Origin of the sequence: Microbacterium sp. oral taxon 186 str. F0373 (assembly GCF_000411455.1) — a bacterium.
Classification (GTDB): Bacteria; Actinomycetota; Actinomycetes; order Actinomycetales; family Microbacteriaceae; genus Microbacterium.
The window spans coordinates 965,942-983,259 of the sequence record NZ_KE150458.1 but is presented as its reverse complement, the minus strand read 5'-3'; the positions used below and the strand labels follow the sequence as shown (position 1 = coordinate 983,259).

The 17,318-nt window shown below is 68.8% G+C and carries 16 protein-coding genes; 11 read left to right on the top strand and 5 right to left on the bottom strand.

The features are described 5' to 3' along the window. Window positions 1-102 precede the first annotated feature (102 nt). The gene (gene adhE / locus HMPREF1529_RS14855) at window positions 103-2,823 is read left to right on the top strand and encodes a bifunctional acetaldehyde-CoA/alcohol dehydrogenase (RefSeq protein WP_005049030.1); all 2,721 of its coding nucleotides are present in this window, start codon (window positions 103-105) and stop codon (window positions 2,821-2,823) included. 82 nt (window positions 2,824-2,905) lie between these two features. Beyond that, window positions 2,906-3,814: a hypothetical protein gene (locus HMPREF1529_RS14850; protein ID WP_232212139.1), complete on the top strand. Its 909-nt coding sequence runs from the start codon at window positions 2,906-2,908 to the stop codon at window positions 3,812-3,814. Here the strand turns inward: HMPREF1529_RS14850 and HMPREF1529_RS14845 are convergent. Continuing rightward, on the bottom strand, window positions 3,805-4,545 hold the full coding sequence (locus tag HMPREF1529_RS14845) for a hypothetical protein (protein WP_016465384.1): 741 nt from the start codon (window positions 4,543-4,545) through the stop codon (window positions 3,805-3,807). The genes HMPREF1529_RS14850 and HMPREF1529_RS14845 overlap by 10 nt on opposite strands. A gap of 204 nt (window positions 4,546-4,749) precedes the next feature. Here HMPREF1529_RS14845 and HMPREF1529_RS14840 point away from each other — a divergent pair, with 204 nt between their 5' ends. From HMPREF1529_RS14840 to HMPREF1529_RS14825, 4 genes are all read left to right on the top strand, one after another. Next, the gene (locus tag HMPREF1529_RS14840) at window positions 4,750-5,046 is read left to right on the top strand and encodes a DUF1905 domain-containing protein (protein WP_005049039.1); all 297 of its coding nucleotides are present in this window, start codon (window positions 4,750-4,752) and stop codon (window positions 5,044-5,046) included. Next, window positions 5,039-5,518 (top strand): prepilin peptidase, encoded by a 480-nt coding sequence (locus HMPREF1529_RS14835; RefSeq protein WP_016465383.1) that lies wholly within the window; start codon window positions 5,039-5,041, stop codon window positions 5,516-5,518. The genes HMPREF1529_RS14840 and HMPREF1529_RS14835 overlap by 8 nt, the downstream gene beginning before the upstream one ends. Before the next feature lie 60 nt (window positions 5,519-5,578). Then, a complete protein-coding gene (locus HMPREF1529_RS14830; protein WP_016465382.1) occupies window positions 5,579-6,595 on the top strand; it encodes a YihY/virulence factor BrkB family protein in 1,017 nt (338 codons plus the stop codon). Between the two features lie 93 nt (window positions 6,596-6,688). Continuing rightward, entirely contained in the window at window positions 6,689-9,193 is a 2,505-nt protein-coding gene (locus HMPREF1529_RS14825) for a glycogen/starch/alpha-glucan phosphorylase (protein WP_016465381.1), read from the top strand. Between the two features lie 222 nt (window positions 9,194-9,415). On the opposite strand, the gene HMPREF1529_RS14820 is transcribed toward HMPREF1529_RS14825, so the two are convergent. Beyond that, window positions 9,416-10,147, bottom strand: a complete 732-nt coding sequence (locus HMPREF1529_RS14820) for a glutamine amidotransferase (RefSeq protein ID WP_005049048.1) — start codon at window positions 10,145-10,147, stop codon at window positions 9,416-9,418. Next, window positions 10,144-10,995 carry a LysR family transcriptional regulator gene (locus HMPREF1529_RS14815; RefSeq protein WP_016465380.1) on the bottom strand — a complete coding sequence of 284 codons (852 nt, stop codon included), beginning with the start codon at window positions 10,993-10,995 and terminating at the stop codon, window positions 10,144-10,146. Before HMPREF1529_RS14815 ends, HMPREF1529_RS14820 begins: the two co-directional genes overlap by 4 nt. A gap of 200 nt (window positions 10,996-11,195) precedes the next feature. Between HMPREF1529_RS14815 and HMPREF1529_RS14810 the strand changes: the two genes are divergently transcribed. Genes HMPREF1529_RS14810 through HMPREF1529_RS14795 form a run of 4 tightly spaced genes read left to right on the top strand, consistent with a single transcriptional unit; the run spans window position 11,196 to window position 14,622 of the window. Further along, window positions 11,196-12,131 carry an NAD(P)-dependent oxidoreductase gene (locus HMPREF1529_RS14810; RefSeq protein WP_016465379.1) on the top strand — a complete coding sequence of 312 codons (936 nt, stop codon included), beginning with the start codon at window positions 11,196-11,198 and terminating at the stop codon, window positions 12,129-12,131. Window positions 12,132-12,170: 39 nt separating this feature from the next. Further along, window positions 12,171-13,700 (top strand): CoA-acylating methylmalonate-semialdehyde dehydrogenase, encoded by a 1,530-nt coding sequence (locus HMPREF1529_RS14805; RefSeq protein ID WP_005049056.1) that lies wholly within the window; start codon window positions 12,171-12,173, stop codon window positions 13,698-13,700. A gap of 53 nt (window positions 13,701-13,753) precedes the next feature. After that, window positions 13,754-13,981: a hypothetical protein gene (locus HMPREF1529_RS14800; RefSeq protein WP_005049057.1), complete on the top strand. Its 228-nt coding sequence runs from the start codon at window positions 13,754-13,756 to the stop codon at window positions 13,979-13,981. Beyond that, window positions 13,978-14,622: a CYTH domain-containing protein gene (locus HMPREF1529_RS14795; protein WP_005049059.1), complete on the top strand. Its 645-nt coding sequence runs from the start codon at window positions 13,978-13,980 to the stop codon at window positions 14,620-14,622. Before HMPREF1529_RS14800 ends, HMPREF1529_RS14795 begins: the two co-directional genes overlap by 4 nt. A gap of 190 nt (window positions 14,623-14,812) precedes the next feature. On the opposite strand, the gene lpdA is transcribed toward HMPREF1529_RS14795, so the two are convergent. Together lpdA and HMPREF1529_RS14785 are read right to left on the bottom strand one after the other, a co-directional pair. Beyond that, window positions 14,813-16,213 (bottom strand): dihydrolipoyl dehydrogenase, encoded by a 1,401-nt coding sequence (gene lpdA / locus HMPREF1529_RS14790; RefSeq protein ID WP_016465378.1) that lies wholly within the window; start codon window positions 16,211-16,213, stop codon window positions 14,813-14,815. Window positions 16,214-16,222: 9 nt separating this feature from the next. Then, window positions 16,223-16,801, bottom strand: coding sequence for a copper resistance CopC family protein (locus HMPREF1529_RS14785; RefSeq protein WP_005049066.1), 579 nt, complete (start codon window positions 16,799-16,801; stop codon window positions 16,223-16,225). A gap of 101 nt (window positions 16,802-16,902) precedes the next feature. Between HMPREF1529_RS14785 and HMPREF1529_RS14780 the strand changes: the two genes are divergently transcribed. Continuing rightward, window positions 16,903-17,304, top strand: coding sequence for a hypothetical protein (locus HMPREF1529_RS14780; protein WP_016465377.1), 402 nt, complete (start codon window positions 16,903-16,905; stop codon window positions 17,302-17,304). The last annotated feature ends 14 nt before the right edge of the window (window positions 17,305-17,318 follow it).

Genomic DNA, 17,318 nt, shown 5'->3' with positions numbered 1-17,318 from the left:
CTGACCACATATGTCATACTGATCTCAGACAGGCCCGAGAGCCCTCGGACCCGGAAAGCGATGACGCGGACACCGTGTCCGCGCCGGGTAGGAGAACCCACAATGTCCACCTCGATCGATGCTCTGGTCGAAGGCGCACAAGCCGCGCTCGCAGAGTACGCATCCTTCACGCAGGAACAGGTCGACCACATCGTCCGCAAGGCGAGCGTCGCGGCCCTGCACTTCCACGGCGAACTTGCGCTCATGGCGGTCGAAGAGACCGGTCGCGGTCTGTTCGAAGACAAGGCCGTGAAGAACATGTTCGCGTGCGAGCACGTGACGAACTCGATCATCAACCAGAAGACCGTCGGCGTCATCTCGCACGACGAGATCACCGGTATCACCGAGATCGCCGACCCGGTCGGGGTCATCTGCGCGCTGACCCCCGTCACCAACCCGACCTCGACCGCCATCTTCAAGTCGCTCATCGCGCTGAAGACCCGCAACCCCATCGTCTTCGGTTTCCACCCCGCCGCCCAGAAGTGCTCCGTGGCCGCGGCGAAGATCGTCCGCGATGCGGCGATCGCCGCCGGCGCCCCCGAGAACTGCATCCAGTGGATCGAGGAGCCCTCGATGGAGGCATCCGGCGAGCTGATGAACCACCCGGGCGTGGCCCTCATCCTCGCCACCGGTGGCAACGCGATGGTCCGGGCCGCCTACTCCTGTGGCAAGCCCGCCCTCGGCGTCGGCGCCGGCAATGTGCCCGCCTTCATCGAGCGCACCGCGAAGGTCGGACGCGCCGTCAACGACATCGTGCTGTCGAAGTCGTTCGACATGGGCATGGTGTGTGCGAGCGAGCAGGCCGTCATCCTCGACGAGCCGATCGCCGCCGAGGCGCTCGCCGAGTTCGCGCGACTGCACGCCTACATGGCGACGGCAGACGAGAAGCGGATGCTGGAGGAGTTCATCTTCGGCGTCACCGCGGGCAGCGAGAACTGCGCCGGCGCCAAGCTCAACCCCACCGTCGTCGGCCAGTCGCCGCAGTGGATCGCCGAGCACGCCGGCTTCACGGTTCCCGAGAACACGTCGATCATCCTCGCGGAGGTCTCCGGTGTCGGCCCGCACGAGCCGCTGACGCGTGAGAAGCTCGCCCCGGTGCTTGCGGTGCTGCGCGCGAAGACGCCGGCGGAGGGCATCGACCTCGCCCGCCAGATGGTCGACTTCGACGGTCTCGGCCACTCCGGCGCCATCCACTCCAACGACCAGGACGTCATCGCCGAGTTCGGCAAGGTCGTCAAGGCCGTCCGCATCATCGAGAACAGCCCGTCGGCGCTCGGTGGCATCGGTGACATCTACAACGCCTTCATGCCGTCACTGACCCTCGGCTGCGGCTCCTACGGTCACAACTCGGTCTCCAACAACGTCTCGGCGGTGAATCTCTTGAACGTCAAGCGCATCGGGCGTCGCAACAACAACCTTCAGTGGTTCAAGATCCCCGCGAAGACGTACTTCGAGCCGAACGCGATCCGCTACCTCGGCGACATGCGCGGTCTCGAGCGCGTCACCATCGTTACCGACGAGACCATGACCAAGCTCGGCTACGTCGACCGCATCATGGATGTGCTGAACCGCCGCGAGAACCGTGTGCAGGTGCAGCTGATCAACACGGTCAAGCCGGAGCCCAAGGTCTCTGAGGTCCGTGCCGGCGCCGACTTGATGCGTCAGTTCCAGCCCGACACGATCATCGCCCTCGGCGGCGGATCGCCCATGGATGCCTCCAAGGTGATGTGGCTGCTCTACGAGAACCCCGAGATCGAGTTCTCCGACATGTGCGAGAAGTTCTTCGACGTGCGCAAGCGCGCATTCAAGTTCCCGGAGCTCGGCAAGAAGGCGAAGCTGGTCTGCATTCCGACCACGTCGGGCACCGGCAGCGAGATGACCCCGTTCGCCGTCATCACCGACGACGAAACGGGCATGAAGTACCCGCTCGCCGACTACGCCCTGACCCCGTCGGTGGCGATCATCGACCCCGTGCTCACCAAGGTGCTGCCCGGCTTCCTCGTCGCCGACGCCGGCTTCGACGCCCTGACCCACGCCACCGAGGCGTTCGTCTCCGTCTACGCCAACGACTACACCGACGGCCTGTGCCTGCACGCGATCAAGCTCATCTTCGAGAACATCGAGCGCAGCACGAAGGCCCAGCCGAACTCGACGGATGCCGAGGACATCAAGGCCCGCGAGAAGATGCACAACGCGGCATCCATCTCGGGCATGGCCTTCGGAAACGCCTTCCTCGGGATCGTGCACGCGATGGCGCACGTGACCGGCGCGACCTACCACCTGGTGCACGGCCGCACGAACGCCGTCTACCTGCCGCACGTGATCCGCTACAACGGGACCGTGCCGACCAAGCTCACGAGCTGGCCGAAGTACGAGCGCTACATCGCGCCCGAGCGGTTCCAGGAGATCGCCAAGCACCTGGGCCTTCCGGCATCCACGCCGGAAGAGGGCGTGGAGAGCTATGCCCGCGCCGTCGAGGAGCTGCGCGACCGGGTCGGCATCGAGCGGTCCTTCCAGCAGCAGGGTGTCGACGAGACCACCTTCATCTCGGGCCTGCAGGAGCTCGCCCTGGCCGCCTACCGCGACCAGTGCGCCCCGGCGAACCCGCGGATGCCGATGATCGATGACATGAAGACCCTCATGGAGGCCGCGTACTACGGCACGTCCTTCGAGGAGGTCCGTGCGGCCCGCAAGGTCGCCCACGCCGAGAGCGAGGCCGTGACGGGAACCGTCCGCACCGCGCCCGCCAAGGCGACGGCCAAGAAGGCCAAGACCAGCGCCTGACCGACGCTGCGGAACGAGGGGGGCCGGGGGAGCATACCCGGCCCCCTTCTCCGCGCCCGCTCGATCTCCGTACCCTGGAGGCATGCACATGCCACGCCGTCTGCGGTTCGGGGACATCGCCCCCTGGGCCGTGACGGCGCTCGCCGCCATCGGAGCGATCGTCCTGGGGCTGGTCGCGCTGGGGGCGGGTGCCGCGGCTCCCGCGACGCCGCCCGGAGCGGAGACCGCAGCAGCGGCGGCGCCACCCGGTTCGGCGTCGCCGACGGCGGCCCGGGTCGGAGCCCCCGAGAACACGACCGCGTACGACATCGCCGCGCTTCGGCAGATCGACGTGTGGTCGGTGACGCCCGGCATCCCCGTCGATGACGCGCCGTTCGCGCCGACGACCGGTGAGCTCGCCACGCCGCTGACGGCGGCTCCCATCTTCGCCGACCCCGCCGGACAGCCGCTCGGGTACCTGCCGCGCGACGCCGCGTACGGCGGCACGGTCGTTCCCGTCGTCGAGCGCCAATCGCACTGGGTCAAGGTCCTGCTCGCCGGCCGGCAGGGTGTTCCGCCGGACGGCAACCCCGCGCAGGCGGTCGGCTGGCTTCGCGCCGCGGATATCGAGCTGACGCCCGTGACCGCCTATGTCGAGGTGCACCTGGCGGACCACACGATCGATATCGTCTCCGCATCCGGTGTGGAACGGGTCGCCAGCGACTTCGCGTGGGGCCAGCCGTCGACGCCGACGCCCGTGGGGCGCACGTTCGTGATGCTGACGCGCGTCGTCCCGGAGTTCGCCTACACACAGGGCCATCCGCTCGTGTATCTCGGGGTGCAGTCCGCGACGATGGCGGGCTTCGACGGCGGCACGGTCGCCGTGACCGCCTTCCACTACTACCGCGAGCGCTCCGGAGCGAACTCGTTCGGCTGCATCTACCTCGACGGCCCGGCCACCGATCGGCTCGCGCAGCTGCCGCCGAGGACCCCCGTGGTCGTCTACCCGTAGGGCACGTCCCACCCCCGAACGCGATGAAGCGTTGCGCGTTTGGGGTAAGCGCCGCCGCTCCCGCCCAGTTCGAAGAGATCGAGCATGAGAAAGACGGGATAGGAGGGAGACTGCGCCCATCGCCCGACCAGTCTGCCCTCGCAGCCGATGAGCGTCTCGCGCCCGTCCCAGATCACCGTCCAGGTGTGCGCCGCCGCGGCATCCACTGGCACCTCGATCTCCCGCATCTCCGTGACCAGCCGCGGGTCGTGGTGGCTCTTGATGCCGGTGCGAACCGTCGTCGGCATGCCGACCGCCGCCGCATCGATCTCGAAGATACAGATCTCTCCCGCCTCCGTGGGAGCGCGATGCTCGGTTCCCACCAGCCAGGCCGCTGTCATGCAGCCCGGATCTGTGCTTGCGCTCAGCGTGATCTCGATGCGGCCGCGAGAGGGCGCGAAGAGCAGTCGTGTGGGCGTGTGGGTGCGCACGAGCAGCCCGTCGCCGCGATGGCGGTGTGTTCCCCTCGGCGAGCCGACCGGGCCGGAGAACGCGCCGGTCTGCAGGTTGGAGACGCGCAGCGGTGCGTCCTCGGCCCGCCAATCGGGCTGATCGCTCTCGATGCGCAGTTCGAGCCCGTCTGCGACGGAGAGCGTGCGTGCGGCCGCGCGCCGCGCCGTGGTCCAATGCGACAGGTAGGCGGGGATCCACCGTCGCTCGTCGATGCCGTCGTGGAACTCGTCGTCGAACACCGGGAGTCGACGCGGAGGTGGAGGCACCTCGTCGCGGGGTGAGCCGGGCGGTCGCATCGGATCGGTTCGCATACGGGATGCTCTCGCGGGGCCCCGACACCCGCTCCGCGTCATCCGCTGGTCGCCGCGGTGGGCCCCGTGCCGGCGAGGAGCGCCCTCCACAGGGGCCGTTCGCGTCGAGCGTGCGATCGCTACGATGACCGGGTGCGCTTCGAGTTCGACGGTGAGATCTTCCGCTGGTCGGCCCGACAGGAGGACTGGTACTTCGTCGAGCTGCCGGCCGAGGCCAGCGCCGATATCCGCGAGCTGCCACGACCGCCGCGCGGGTTCGGCGCGGTACGCGTGCAGGTCGGCATCGGTGGGTCGCGCTGGCGCACCTCGGTCTTCCCCGACGCCGAGCGCGGGCGCTACGTGCTGCCGTTGAAACGCTCGGTGCGCGAAGCGGAAGCCATCGACCTCGCAGCCCCGGTCCACGTCCACCTCGAGGTGCAGGATGGGTGATCCGGCCGCCGCCCTCGCCGCGGCCGCCTTCGTCGTCGCCGCGGTCGTCGGCGTGATCCTCACGATCGTCGATCTGCGCACCCACCGCCTGCCCAATGCCCTCGTGCTTCCCGCGCTCGCCGTCACGCTCGCGCTGTTCGCGGCATCCTGTGCGGTCGGTGCCCCCTGGGCGGCGTTCCTGCGGGCGGCTGCGGCCGGGGCGGTGCTGTTCGCCTTCTTCCTGATGCTGCGCATCATCGGGCGGGGCGCGATGGGCGGCGGCGACGTGAAACTCGCTGCGCTCGTGGGGGTGCTCCTCGGCTGGGTCGGCTGGTCGGCTGTCCTCCTCGGCGTCGTCGCCGCCTTCCTGCTGGGCGGTGTCGTCGGCATCGTCCTCCTGCTGACGCGACGTGCCTCGCGCTCGACGCGCATCCCGTTCGGTCCTTTCCTCGTCGCGGGGACGTGGATCGGACTGCTGGCCGCCGCCCTCTGACCGCGGTGGGCGCTGTCAAGGCCCCCCGGCGCGACGGTGCGGCCGCATAGTCTGGGCGCCATGGACATCTCTCGCGTCGTCGCTCGCGCACTGTCGCTGACGCCCGTTCGCGCGTTCCTCCGCTACAGCGAGCGCCGCGGCGCCATGCTCGCCGACAGTGTCACCTATCGCACGCTGTTCAGCGTGTTCGCCGCGGCACTGCTCGGCTTCTCCGCCGCTGCCCTCTGGCTCTCCGGCAACCCGGAGGCATGGCAGGCGCTGATCGCGTCGGTCGACCGCACGATCCCCGGTCTCGTGGGGGAGAACGGCCTGATCAAGGTGGATGAGATCGATGTGTCGATCGGTCTGTCGATCGCCGGCATCGTCTCGCTCGTCGGCCTCGTGGGGGCGGCGATCGGTGCGATGGGGTCGCTGCGCGCCGCGATGCGGATCATGTGCGACAAGCTGACGGACGACGTGCCCTTCTGGCTCGTCCTGCTGCGCAACGTCGCGCTCGCCGTCGTCGTCGGGGTGGCTCTGGTCGCCTCGGCGCTCGTCACGATGCTGGGTACGGCCGGCCTCGATCTGGTCGCACAGTGGTTCGGTGTTGCCCGCGACGGTGTGGCCATCGCCTGGGGCACGCGACTGCTCGCGATCCTCGTGACGTTCGTGCTGGATGCCGCGGTCATCGCGGTCTTGTTCCGTGTGCTCTCGGGTGTACGCGCCCCGGCGAAGGCGCTCTGGACGGGCGCGGTGCTCGGTGCCGTCGGGCTCACGGTCCTTCAGCTGCTGTCGGGTCTGTTCGTCGGCGGCGCGTCGGCGAACCCCCTTCTGGCATCGTTTGCCGCGCTGATCGCGTTGCTGCTCTGGATCAATCTCTCCGCGCAGGTGATCCTCATCGCTACGGCCTACGTCTTCACGCTCGTCGAGGAACAGGACGACCGGGTCCGAACCCGCTACGGCGCGTCGACGTTCGCGCAGCGCCGCGTGCAGACAGCCGAGAACGCGCTCGCGCGGGCCGCCGCCGACCTGGATGCGGCGCGGCGCGCGGAGCAGGATGAGCGCGAGCGCGCCAGCGCTCCAGAGGATGCCGTGTAACGACGAGGTAAGCGCCTCGTGAAGATGACTCCCGCCGATGTGCATCCCGCGGGGGCGCACGTTAGCGTGTGATCTGTGTCAGAACCCGAAGCCGTGACCGCTCCTGCTCCCGCGCACCACCCGCTGAACGCGACCCACCCGCTGGCCCTCGCGCCGGTGACCGGCCCGGCCAGCTCTGTCGACGGGTTCGTGCGCCAGTTCCTGCGCAACCTCAACTACGAGCGGGGCGTGCCGCTGTCGGCATCCACCCCGAACGACCGCTACTTCGCGTTCGCGATGACCGTCCGCGACTACCTCATGGCGCGCTGGCTCGAGGACCTCCGCCGACAGCGTGTCGTCCAGGCCAAGGGCGTCTGCTACCTCTCCGCCGAGTATCTGCTGGGCCGCCAGCTCGACAACAATCTGCTCGCGAGCGGCCTCACGGAGATCGCGACCGAGGCGATGGCCGCCTGCGGCATCGACATCGAGGAGCTGCGTGCACAGGAGGTCGAGCCCGGTCTCGGCAACGGCGGCCTCGGGCGCCTCGCCGCCTGCTTCATCGACTCGCTCGCGACGATGGGCGTGCCCAACATCGGCTACGGCATCCGCTACGAGTACGGCATCTTCCGGCAGACGTTCGTCGACGGCCAGCAGGTCGAGCAGCCGGACGCGTGGCTGACGCTCGGTTCGCCCTGGGAGTTCCCGCACCCCGAGGCGGCACGCCGCATCTCCTTCGGCGGCCACACCGAGACCTACGACGACGCCGGCGTCACCCGGTCGCGCTGGGTGCCGGGCTGGGACGTGCTCGCCGTCCCCTACAACTACATGGTGCCCGGCTACCTCAACGGGCGCGTCAACACGCTGCGGTTGTGGAGTGCCAAGGCGACCGACTCGTTCGACCTGCGCGTCTTCAACTCCGGCGACTACGAGGAGGCCGTCCGAGCCCAGACGTTCGCCGAGAACATCTCCAAGGTCCTCTACCCCGAGGACTCCACGCCGCAGGGCAAGGAGCTGCGTCTGCAGCAGCAGTACTTCTTCGTCGCGGCATCCATCGGCGACTTCCTGGAGCACACTCTCCCGGCCGACTTCGACATCCACAAGCTCCCGGACCGCGTCATCTTCCAGCTCAACGACACCCACCCGGTGATCGGTGTTCCCGAACTCATGCGCGTGCTCGTCGACGAGCGCAAGCTCGAGTGGGATGCCGCGTGGGCGATCACGCAGCAGTGCTTCGCCTACACGTGCCACACGCTGCTGCCGGAGGCGCTCGAAGTGTGGTCGGTCGACCTTCTGGGACGCCTCCTGCCGCGCCACCTGGAGATCATCTACCGCATCAACGAGGAGTTCCTCGAGGCGGTGCGCGAACGCTACGGCGATGACGAGATGCGTATCCGCAACATGTCGATCATCGGGGAGTTCCCGGAGCGGAGCGTCCGGATGGCGTACCTCGCCACGGTCGCCGGGGCGAAGGTGAACGGCGTCGCGGAGCTCCACTCGCAGCTGCTGCGCGACAAGGTGCTGCCCGACTTCAACGACTTCTTCCCGGGCAAGTTCACGAACGTCACCAACGGCATCACGCCGCGCCGATTCGTGCGGCTGGCCAACCCCGGGCTGTCGGGGCTCATCACCGAGGCGATCGGCACCGGTTGGCTCACCGACCTCGAGCGTCTCCGGGAGCTCGAGGCGTACGCCGAAGATCCCCAGTTCCGTCAGGCGTTCGCCGAGGTCAAGGCCGCCAACAAGCGTCGCCTGGGCGATCTGCTGCGCGCGCGCGACGGCCTCGAGATCAGCGACGGCCACATGCTCGACGTGATGGTCAAGCGTCTGCACGAGTACAAGCGGCAGATGCTCAAGCTCCTTCACGTGGTCACGCAGTACGAGAGCATCGTGTCGGGGCGGGTCGCGGCATCCGACGTGCTCCCGCGCACCGTCATCTTCGGCGCGAAGGCGGCCCCCGGCTATGCCATGGCCAAGCGCATCATCCACCTCATCAACGCGGTCGGAGAGGTCGTCAACACCGATCCACGCGTCGAACGGCGCCTGAAGGTGCTGTTCCCGCCGAACTACAACGTCACGCTCGCCGAGCGCCTCATCCCGGCCGCCGACCTGTCGGAGCAGATCTCGCTCGCGGGCAAGGAGGCCTCGGGCACGGGCAACATGAAGTTCGCGCTCAACGGGGCGTTGACGATCGGCACCGACGACGGCGCGAACGTCGAGATCCGTCAGCTCGTGGGCGATGACAACTTCTTCCTCTTCGGCATGAGCGAGCCCGAGGTGGAGGCGCTGTGGGCCCGCGGCTACAAGCCCGCCGACTTCTACCAGGGCGACGAGAACCTCCGCCGGGCGATGGACCTCATCGCCTCCGGCGCGTTCTCGGGCGGCGATCGCAGCGTGTTCGAGCCGATCGTGTCGAACCTGCTCTACGACGATCGCTTCATGGTGCTGGCCGACTACTCGTCGTACCTCGCGGCGCAGGAGCGGGTGGATGCCGCCTACGTCGACCAGGATGCGTGGACCCGGTCCGCGATCCTGAACGTCGCGCGCTCCGGCTTCTTCTCGTCCGACCGCTCGATGCGCGACTACATCGAGCGCATCTGGCACACTCCGCCACTGCTCTGACGCGGGCGCGTTTCGACTCGCTGCGCTCCCTCGACGACCGGCCCGCCGCGCGTCCCGGTCGTTGAGCGAGGAGCGCAGCGGCGAGTCGAAACGCGCCGCTGCGCCTCGCCCTGCCCGTCCGCAACTGCAAGGCGTGCTGACCGGCACGCCGCCTCCGCGAGGGATGCGGCGGCGTGTCGCGCGGCATCCCTTGCATTTGGGCTCGCGCCTGCGCACGCGGTGTCAGCGGGAGTAGCGTTCGACGAACGCACGCAGGATGCCGCCCGTGTGCACGACCGGCAGCCGGCGCACCGCCGCGAGGGTGAGATCCAGCTCGTCCGCTCCGAAGTACCCGTAGTCGGCATACGCCCGGATGCGTGTGCTGATGCCCTCGACGTCGCACTCCGGGTGGAACTGTGTGGCGTAGACGTTGCGGCCCACGCGGAACATCTGCACGGGACAGGCCTCGCCTCGAACGAGCAGTGTCGCCGTCGCCGGCAGTGCGGAGATCGCCTCCTTATGGCCGACGAATGCCGCGAAGCGGTCGGGCAGGCCGGCCAGCAGCGGGTCGTCGTGCCCGGCGCCGGTCTTGTCGACCTCGATGACGCTGATGGGCTCCCGGTAGGTGCCGTCGATGGCAGCGCCCTGATGTGCGCCGAGGGTTCCCACGCCGTAGCAGGCGCCGAAGAAGGGGAAGTCCCGCGCCACCACCTCGTCGAGAAGGGCGGCGATCTCCGTCTCGACGCGCCGCTGCGCGGGTGACTTCTTCTCGATCGGATCCGACGCGTTGAACGGCCCGCCGCCCACGAAGATGCCCGAGTACGCGTCCAGGTCCACCTTTCCGAGGGGCCCTGCCTCCATCCGCACGCGGACGAGCTCGTCCGGCGACAGCCCGGTGAAGCGGAGAAAGAGGCGGTACTCCTCGTCGGCGGGTACGTCCTCCGCCCGGGTCCCGAGCAGCAGGAACGGCTTCATCCTCGGACCGTTTCGATGTACGAGATGAGGGCTTCCAAGGTGGCGGCGACGGCGGGGTTTCGAGGCCCCTCGTCGCGAGCGACGGCCCAGTAGGCGAGAGGGTGCGCGTAGGCGCCGTCCAGCACCCGGATCAGGCGCGGGTCGGCGTCGCCGAGGAAATCGGGCAGGATGCCGATGCCCGCTCCGGCCGCCGTCGCCTCGACGTGTGCGAAGACGCTCGTCGAACGGACGGATGCCGGCGAGTCCGGCAGCTCCTGCAGCGCGCGGTCGAGCTCATCGACCTGCAGCGAGCTCTCCACGTAGTACACGAGGGGGTGTGCGGCCAGCTCGGCGATCGAGTCGGGCCTACCCGCCTCGTCGAGATAGTTGGGTGTCGCGTAGAGACGAAGCGCGTACGCGCAGACCGGCGTCGCGTACGCCCGCAGCACCTGGGGTCGACCGACGACGATCTCCAGATCGACGCCGGAGCGGTTCTGGCGGACACGCTGCGTCGCCGAGAGCAGCTCGACCGCGAGCTGCGGGTGCTCGCGTCGCAGAGCGGTCATCGCCGGTGCGAGGAAGACCGAGGTGAAGGCATCGGGGGCGGAGACGCGCACCATGCCGTGCACGGCATCGGCGTTCTCCCCGTCGATGAGCTCGCGCAGTGACGCTTCGATGCGCTCGGCGATCGTCACCGCACGGTGACCGAGATCGGTGACCTCCCAGCCGCCGGCGGTGCGGACCAGGACACGTCCTCCCATCGCGGACTCGAGCGCCGTGACCCGACGGGACACCGTGGAGTGGTTGACCCCGAGAACCTCGGCGGCGGCCGTGTAGCGACCCAGGCGCGCGACCGACAGGAATGTCATCAGCGCGTCCAGTGGGGGATCCGGGGGAGCGGCAGGCATGCCGACGAGTGTGCACCAGTGCACACCTGCGGTGCAAGTTTGCGGCGAGTGTGTGCATTGATCCACGGTCACGCGGTGCCTACGCTGGCCACGGGCGACGTCGAGGACGACGGCGGCCACTGCCCGCGACGACGACCGTCGCCGGTGTCGAAGGGAGTCTCATGTCCACGATCGCCTTCATCGGATTGGGTCACATGGGTGCGCCCATGTCGGCGCACCTCGTTGCCGCGGGGCACACCGTCCATGGCGTCGACCTCAACCCCGCTGCTGCGGCGGCCGCCGCCGAGCGGGGAGTGCAGATCGTCTCCTCGGTTGCCGAGGCCCTCGACGGCGCGGATGCCGCGATCACCTCGCTGCCCAAGCCCGAGCACGTCCGCGGCGTGTACGGGGGCATCGACGGCATCCTTGCGCACGCGGCGCCGTCGACCTTGCTGCTGGACACCTCGACCGTCGACGTGGAGACATCGCGCTGGTGCCACGCCGGAGCGCAGCAGCGCGGTCTGTCGTTCGTGGATGCGCCGATCTCCGGCGGAACCGCGGGCGCGGAGGCGCGCACGCTGACGTTCATGCTCGGCGGAGGTGCCGCCGACGTGGAGAGGGCGCGGGAGGTCGTGGCGCCGATGGCGGGCAACGTCATCGCCTGCGGTGAGGCGGGAGCCGGCATCGCCGCGAAGCTCGTCAACAACATGATGCTCTTCATCTCGGTCATGGCCGTGTCGGAAGGCTCGCAACTCGCGGAGCAGCTCGGTCTGGATCCGCAGGTGTTCTGGGACGTCGCCCGCGTCTCGTCGGCCGACTCGTGGGCGCTGCGCACCTGGTATCCGGTGCCGGGCATCGTCGAGAAGGCGGCGGCGAACAAGAATTTCGACGCGACCTTCTCCGTCGAGCTCGCCCGCAAGGACTGCGCACTGGCCGTACAGGCCGGAGACGACACCGGCGTGCACCTGCCGGCGGCGCGTCTCGCGCTCGGCCAGCTCGACGACCTCATCGCCGAAGGCCTGGGGGGCAAGGACTGCACGCTGGTCGCGCGGTTCGCCTCGCCGGACGGCACCCTCCGCGGCTACGACCCGTCCCGCGACGGCGCGTCCGCCGCCTGACCCGCCATCCCCTGCACACCCCGATCGAGAGGGCAATCCATGACCACCGCATCCGCACCGCAGACCTCCGCCGATCCCACCGGCTCGGTCACCGTGATCCCGCACATCGTCGCCGGAGAACGCGTCAGCCCCCAAGGCCGGACCGGTCCGGTCTTCAACCCCGCCTCGGGCCGGCAGAGCGGAGAGGTCGCCCTGGCCTCGGCCGCGTTCGTCAACGAGGCCGCCCGCCGCGCCCAGGCCGCTCAGCGTGGTTGGCGCGACACCGGCCTCGGCAAACGTCAGCAGGTGATGTTCCGCCTCCGCGAGATCGTCGCCTCCCGCGCCGAGGAGCTGGCCCGCATCATCACCGCCGAGCACGGCAAGACGGTGGACGATGCCCTCGGCGAAGTGGCTCGAGGGCTCGAGAACGTCGAGTTCTGCACCAGTCTGATGCACCACCTCAAGGGCGACTACTCCGAGCAGGTCGCGTCGGGCGTCGACGTGCACCAGGTGCGTCAGCCGGTGGGTGTGGTCGCGTGCATCACGCCGTTCAACTTCCCCGCGATGGTGCCGCTGTGGATGGTGACGACCGCCATTGCCGCCGGCAACGCCGTGATCCTCAAGCCCAGCGAGCGCGACCCGTCGGCGGCGGTGTGGCTGGCCGAGGCCTTCGCCGAGGCGGGGCTTCCCGACGGCATCCTGAACGTCGTCCACGGCGACAAGGAGGCGGTCGACGCACTGCTGGACGACCCGGTCGTGCGCGCCGTGTCGTTCGTGGGCTCGACCCCGATCGCCAGGTACATCTACGCGCGTGCCGCCGAGAACGGCAAGCGCGTGCAGGCGCTGGGCGGAGCGAAGAACCACATGATCGTCATGCCCGATGCCGATCTGGACGCCGCCGCGGATGCCGCGGTCTCGGCGGCTTACGGCTCGGCGGGGGAGCGCTGCATGGCCGTGTCGGTCGTCGTCGCGGTCGGCGACGTCGCCGACCCGCTGGTCGCGAAGGTCGCCGAGCGCATCGGCGGACTCGTCGTCGGCGACGGCACCGACCCCGACAGCGACATGGGCCCGCTGATCACGCGCGATGCCCTCGAGCGTGTCCGCGGCTTCGTCGCGGGAGCTGCGGACGAGGGCGCCCGCATCGTGGTGGACGGCCGCGAGCTCGCGGTGGACGGCGACGGGTTCTTCATCGGACCGTCGCTCGTCGACGCCGTGACGCCGGGCATGCGCGTCTACGACGAGGAGATCTTCGGGCCGGTGCTCTCGGTCGTGCGTGTCGCCTCCTACGACGACGCCGTTGCGCTGATCAACGACAACCGCTACGCCAACGGCACCGCGGTGTTCACCCGCGACGGCAAGACCGCCCGCCAGTTCGAGTACGACATCGAGGTCGGAATGGTCGGGGTCAACGTCCCCATTCCCGTGCCGATCGGGGCGTTCTCGTTCGGCGGCTGGAAGGACTCGCTGTTCGGCGACACGCACATGTACGGCCCGGAGGCGTTCAACTTCTACACGCGCCGGAAGGTCGTCACGACGCGGTGGCCCGACCCCAGCGAGAGCCAGATCAGCCTGGGCTTCCCGACCCACTGAATCGTCCAGGATAGGCTGGGATTCCATATCCGCTCCATCGTCGGAGGTACACCATGGCGATCGCACGACTGCACGGAGGCCCGCTGGACGGGCAGGTCCTTCCCCTGGACGACGAGAGCCAGGACCGGCTGATCCTGCCCTACAGTGAGACCCAGATCGTCTACGAGCGCGCCGGCGCGGCCGAGAACACCGGCGAGGGTGACGGCCCGACGTCCGCCGAGTTCCACTTCGTGGAGGCGGAGGACGACATCGATCCCGACCTCGACGGCCGGGACGAGTGACACCGCAGCCCCAGCGCGCGCTCGAGATCGAGCTGACGTTCGACGTCCACGGCGACACCCCGCTGCCCGACCTGTCGGGTCTGCCGGGTGTCGCCGTCGTCGATGGGCCCGCGCATCGTGATCTCGATGCCTGGTACCTGGACGTGCCGGGCTTCGCCCTGGGACGCGCGGGCTACGCGGTGCGCCGCCGCACCGGAGGACCGGACGAGGGGTGGCACATCAAGGGGCCCAAGACCGCCGACGGCGGACGGATCGAGACGCACTGGCCGCTCGATGAGGCTCCAGCGAGCGCGCCCGCCGGTGAGGTGACCGTCCCGGATGCCGTCGCCACCGCCGTGGCCGAGATCGCCGCCGGAGAGCTGGCGCCGATTGCCCGCATCGTCAACGACCGCCATGCCTACGCCCTCCGCGACGAGGTGGGCGCGCTCGTCGCGGAGTTCGTCGACGACCACGTCGTCGCGACCGACGAGGTCCGCGGTGTGCAGACGACGTGGCGCGAGTGGGAGTTCGAGCTGGGTCCTGCGGCGCCCACTGGCGGTGCTCGCACCGCGCTCTTCGACGCCGTCACCGCCGCCGTCGCGGCGGTCGGCGGACGCCCCGCGGCATCCGATTCGAAACTTGCCCGCACCCTCGGACTCTGACGCTCGTCGGTCCCGTCCGGTCGCTTCCGCCTGCGGATGACGTCGAGAAGGGACCGACGAAGGTCACTCGGATGCCGGAAACCACTGACGCCGCCCCCGGCTTCGGTTGGGGCGGCGTCAGTCGTAGGTGTCAGCGTACTCCTGTGATCCATGCATTCACATGGTCAGCACAGAAACGGCCGCTGTGCACTCAGAGGTTGATCATGTGTCCCGCGAGACCGTGGAAGGCCTCCTGCAGGGCCTCGGACAGCGTCGGGTGCGTGTGCACGTTGCGGGCAAGCTCCAGAGCGGTCAGGTCCCACTTCTGGGCGAGGGTGAGCTCCGGCAGCAGCTCCGACACGTCGGGGCCGATGAGGTGCCCGCCGACGAGCTCGAGGTGCTCGGCATCCGCGATGAGCTTCACGAAGCCGACCGGCTCGCCGAGGCCGTGCGCCTTGCCGTTGGCCATGAAGGGGAACGTCGCGACCTTGTACTCGCGGCCGGTCTCCTTGTACTGCGCCTCGGTGTAGCCGAACGACGCCACCTGCGGCGAGCAGAACGTCGCGCGCGGCATCATGCGGTAATCGCCCAGCGCCATCGTCTCCGCGCCGCCGATCGTCTCGGCCGCGACGACACCCTGCGCCTCCGCGACGTGCGCGAGCTGCAGCTTCGCGGTGACGTCGCCGATCGCGTAGATGCCCTCGACGTTGGTGCGCATGAAGTCGTCGATCTCGATGGCACCGCGGTCGGTGAGCTTGACGCCCGTGTTCTCCAGGCCGAACCCGTCGACGCGGGGAGCGAAGCCGATCGACATGAGCACCTTGTCGGCCTCGATCGAGCCCTGTGCGCCGCTCTTGTTGTCGGTGTAGGTCACCGTGACCTTGTCGCCGGAGTCGACGACCGACTCGACCTTGGTGGAGACGAGGATGTCGACGCCGAGGTTCTTGTACTGCTTCGCGATCTCCTTCGAGACGTCCGCGTCTTCGTTGGGGAGGGCGCGGTCGAGGAACTCGATGATCGTGACCTTCACGCCGTAGTTCGTCAGCACGTAGGCGAACTCCATGCCGATCGCGCCGGCGCCGACGATGACGATCGAGCCGGGCAGCTCGCGCGTGAGGATCTGCTCCTCGTACGTGACGACGTTCTCGCTCAAGGTCACGCCCGGAAGCAGACGCACCGTCGAGCCGGTCGCGATGATCACATTGTCGAAGGTGACCTCTTCGGTCGATCCGTCCGTCTTCGTCACGGTGATCGCCTTGGGGCCCGTGAACGACCCGCGGCCCTCGAACTCGGTGACCTTGTTCTTCTTCATCAGGTAGTGGATGCCCTTGACGCGGCCGTCGGCGACGACGCGCGAACGGTCCCACGCCTTGCCGAAGTCCAGCGTGAACTCACCCGAGATGCCGAAGAAGTCGGCCTTGTGCTTCAGGGTGTGGACGATCTCCGCGTTCTTCAAAAGCGCCTTGGAGGGGATGCAGCCGACGTTGAGGCAGACACCGCCCCAATACTTCTCTTCGATGATGGCGACGGACTGGCCGAGCTGGGCGGCGCGGACCGCCGCGACATAGCCACCAGGGCCGGCACCGAGGACGACGACGTTGAAATGAGGCATGCTCCCAGCCTAGTCCTCAGGGGTGGCTCGCGACTTCCGCAGGAGCATCGCCACGAGGGCGCCGAGCGCGGCGGCGACCACCAGCCCGAGCAGCACCCAGACGAACACCGGGACGCCTCCGTCGCCGCTCGATGTCGGCGTCGCCGTCAGCGTCTGCGTGGTCGTCGTCTCGCCGGGTGGGACCGTCTGCGACGGGCCTGCCTGGACCGTGAAGGTGTACTGGCCGGAGACCGGGTGACCATCGCTGGAGACGACGCGCCACGTGACGGTCACCGGGCCGGACGCGCTGCCGCTGAGCGATTGCGTCAGGTGCGTGCCGTCCAGCGTGGGTTCGCCGTCGGTGAGCGAAGCCCCCGCGGCATCCGTGACCACGACCTGCGTCGCGCCGGGCTCATCCATCAGCACGCCGCTGAATGTCATGGTGATCTGGGCAGGCAGCGCGCCGACGTCGGCATTGACGCTCGGGTCGGCGCCGATCAGCTCATCATGTGCCCAGGCAGGAGAGGCCACGGCGATGGAGAGCCCTCCGAGCAGGAGTGCGACGAGGCCGACGAGAACCGAACGGAACGTGTGAACTCTGTGTGACATCACGTCCTCGACACTAACCGCGCCTGTTGTGCGCGGGATCAGAGTCCTAGCATGGCGGCAGGCGAGCGTCTCGCTCGCGGTGACCGGAAGGACGGTGCGTGATGGACGCCAGGATGATGGACGCGATGGCCGGCGAGATGATGTCGATGGCCGAGATGCCCGCGGTGGATGCCGCGGTCATGCAGGCCTGCATGGACGCCTGCGCCGGCTGCGAGCAGGCATGCACGGTGTGTTCGATGCAGATGATGGACTGTGCCCCGTCGTGCATGAACTGCGCAGACATGTGCAACACCATGATGCGTGCGATGCTGCGGATGCCGGGCATGACCCCGGCGTCGATGATGGCGATGCTCGACGCCTGCATCGCGATGTGTCAGACCTGCATGGACATGTGCATGATGCACGCTGACGACAGCGCCGTCTGCGCCATGTGCGCGGACTCCTGCCGCGCCTGCATGGACGCGTGCATGGCCGTCAAGGACGCGATGATGGCGGCCGCCTGAGCGGGCCTCTGTCT

Coding starts and splice junctions, on each gene's coding strand:
- adhE (WP_005049030.1), top strand. CDS start 103: ATGTCCACCTCGATCGATGCTCTGGTCGAAGGCGCACAAGCCGCGCTC.
- HMPREF1529_RS14850 (WP_232212139.1), top strand. CDS start 2,906: ATGCACATGCCACGCCGTCTGCGGTTCGGGGACATCGCCCCCTGGGCC.
- HMPREF1529_RS14835 (WP_016465383.1), top strand. CDS start 5,039: ATGGGTGATCCGGCCGCCGCCCTCGCCGCGGCCGCCTTCGTCGTCGCC.
- HMPREF1529_RS14830 (WP_016465382.1), top strand. CDS start 5,579: ATGGACATCTCTCGCGTCGTCGCTCGCGCACTGTCGCTGACGCCCGTT.
- HMPREF1529_RS14820 (WP_005049048.1), bottom strand. CDS start 10,147: ATGAAGCCGTTCCTGCTGCTCGGGACCCGGGCGGAGGACGTACCCGCC.
- HMPREF1529_RS14815 (WP_016465380.1), bottom strand. CDS start 10,995: ATGACATTCCTGTCGGTCGCGCGCCTGGGTCGCTACACGGCCGCCGCC.
- HMPREF1529_RS14810 (WP_016465379.1), top strand. CDS start 11,196: ATGTCCACGATCGCCTTCATCGGATTGGGTCACATGGGTGCGCCCATG.
- HMPREF1529_RS14805 (WP_005049056.1), top strand. CDS start 12,171: ATGACCACCGCATCCGCACCGCAGACCTCCGCCGATCCCACCGGCTCG.
- HMPREF1529_RS14800 (WP_005049057.1), top strand. CDS start 13,754: ATGGCGATCGCACGACTGCACGGAGGCCCGCTGGACGGGCAGGTCCTT.
- lpdA (WP_016465378.1), bottom strand. CDS start 16,213: ATGCCTCATTTCAACGTCGTCGTCCTCGGTGCCGGCCCTGGTGGCTAT.
- HMPREF1529_RS14785 (WP_005049066.1), bottom strand. CDS start 16,801: ATGTCACACAGAGTTCACACGTTCCGTTCGGTTCTCGTCGGCCTCGTC.
- HMPREF1529_RS14780 (WP_016465377.1), top strand. CDS start 16,903: ATGGACGCCAGGATGATGGACGCGATGGCCGGCGAGATGATGTCGATG.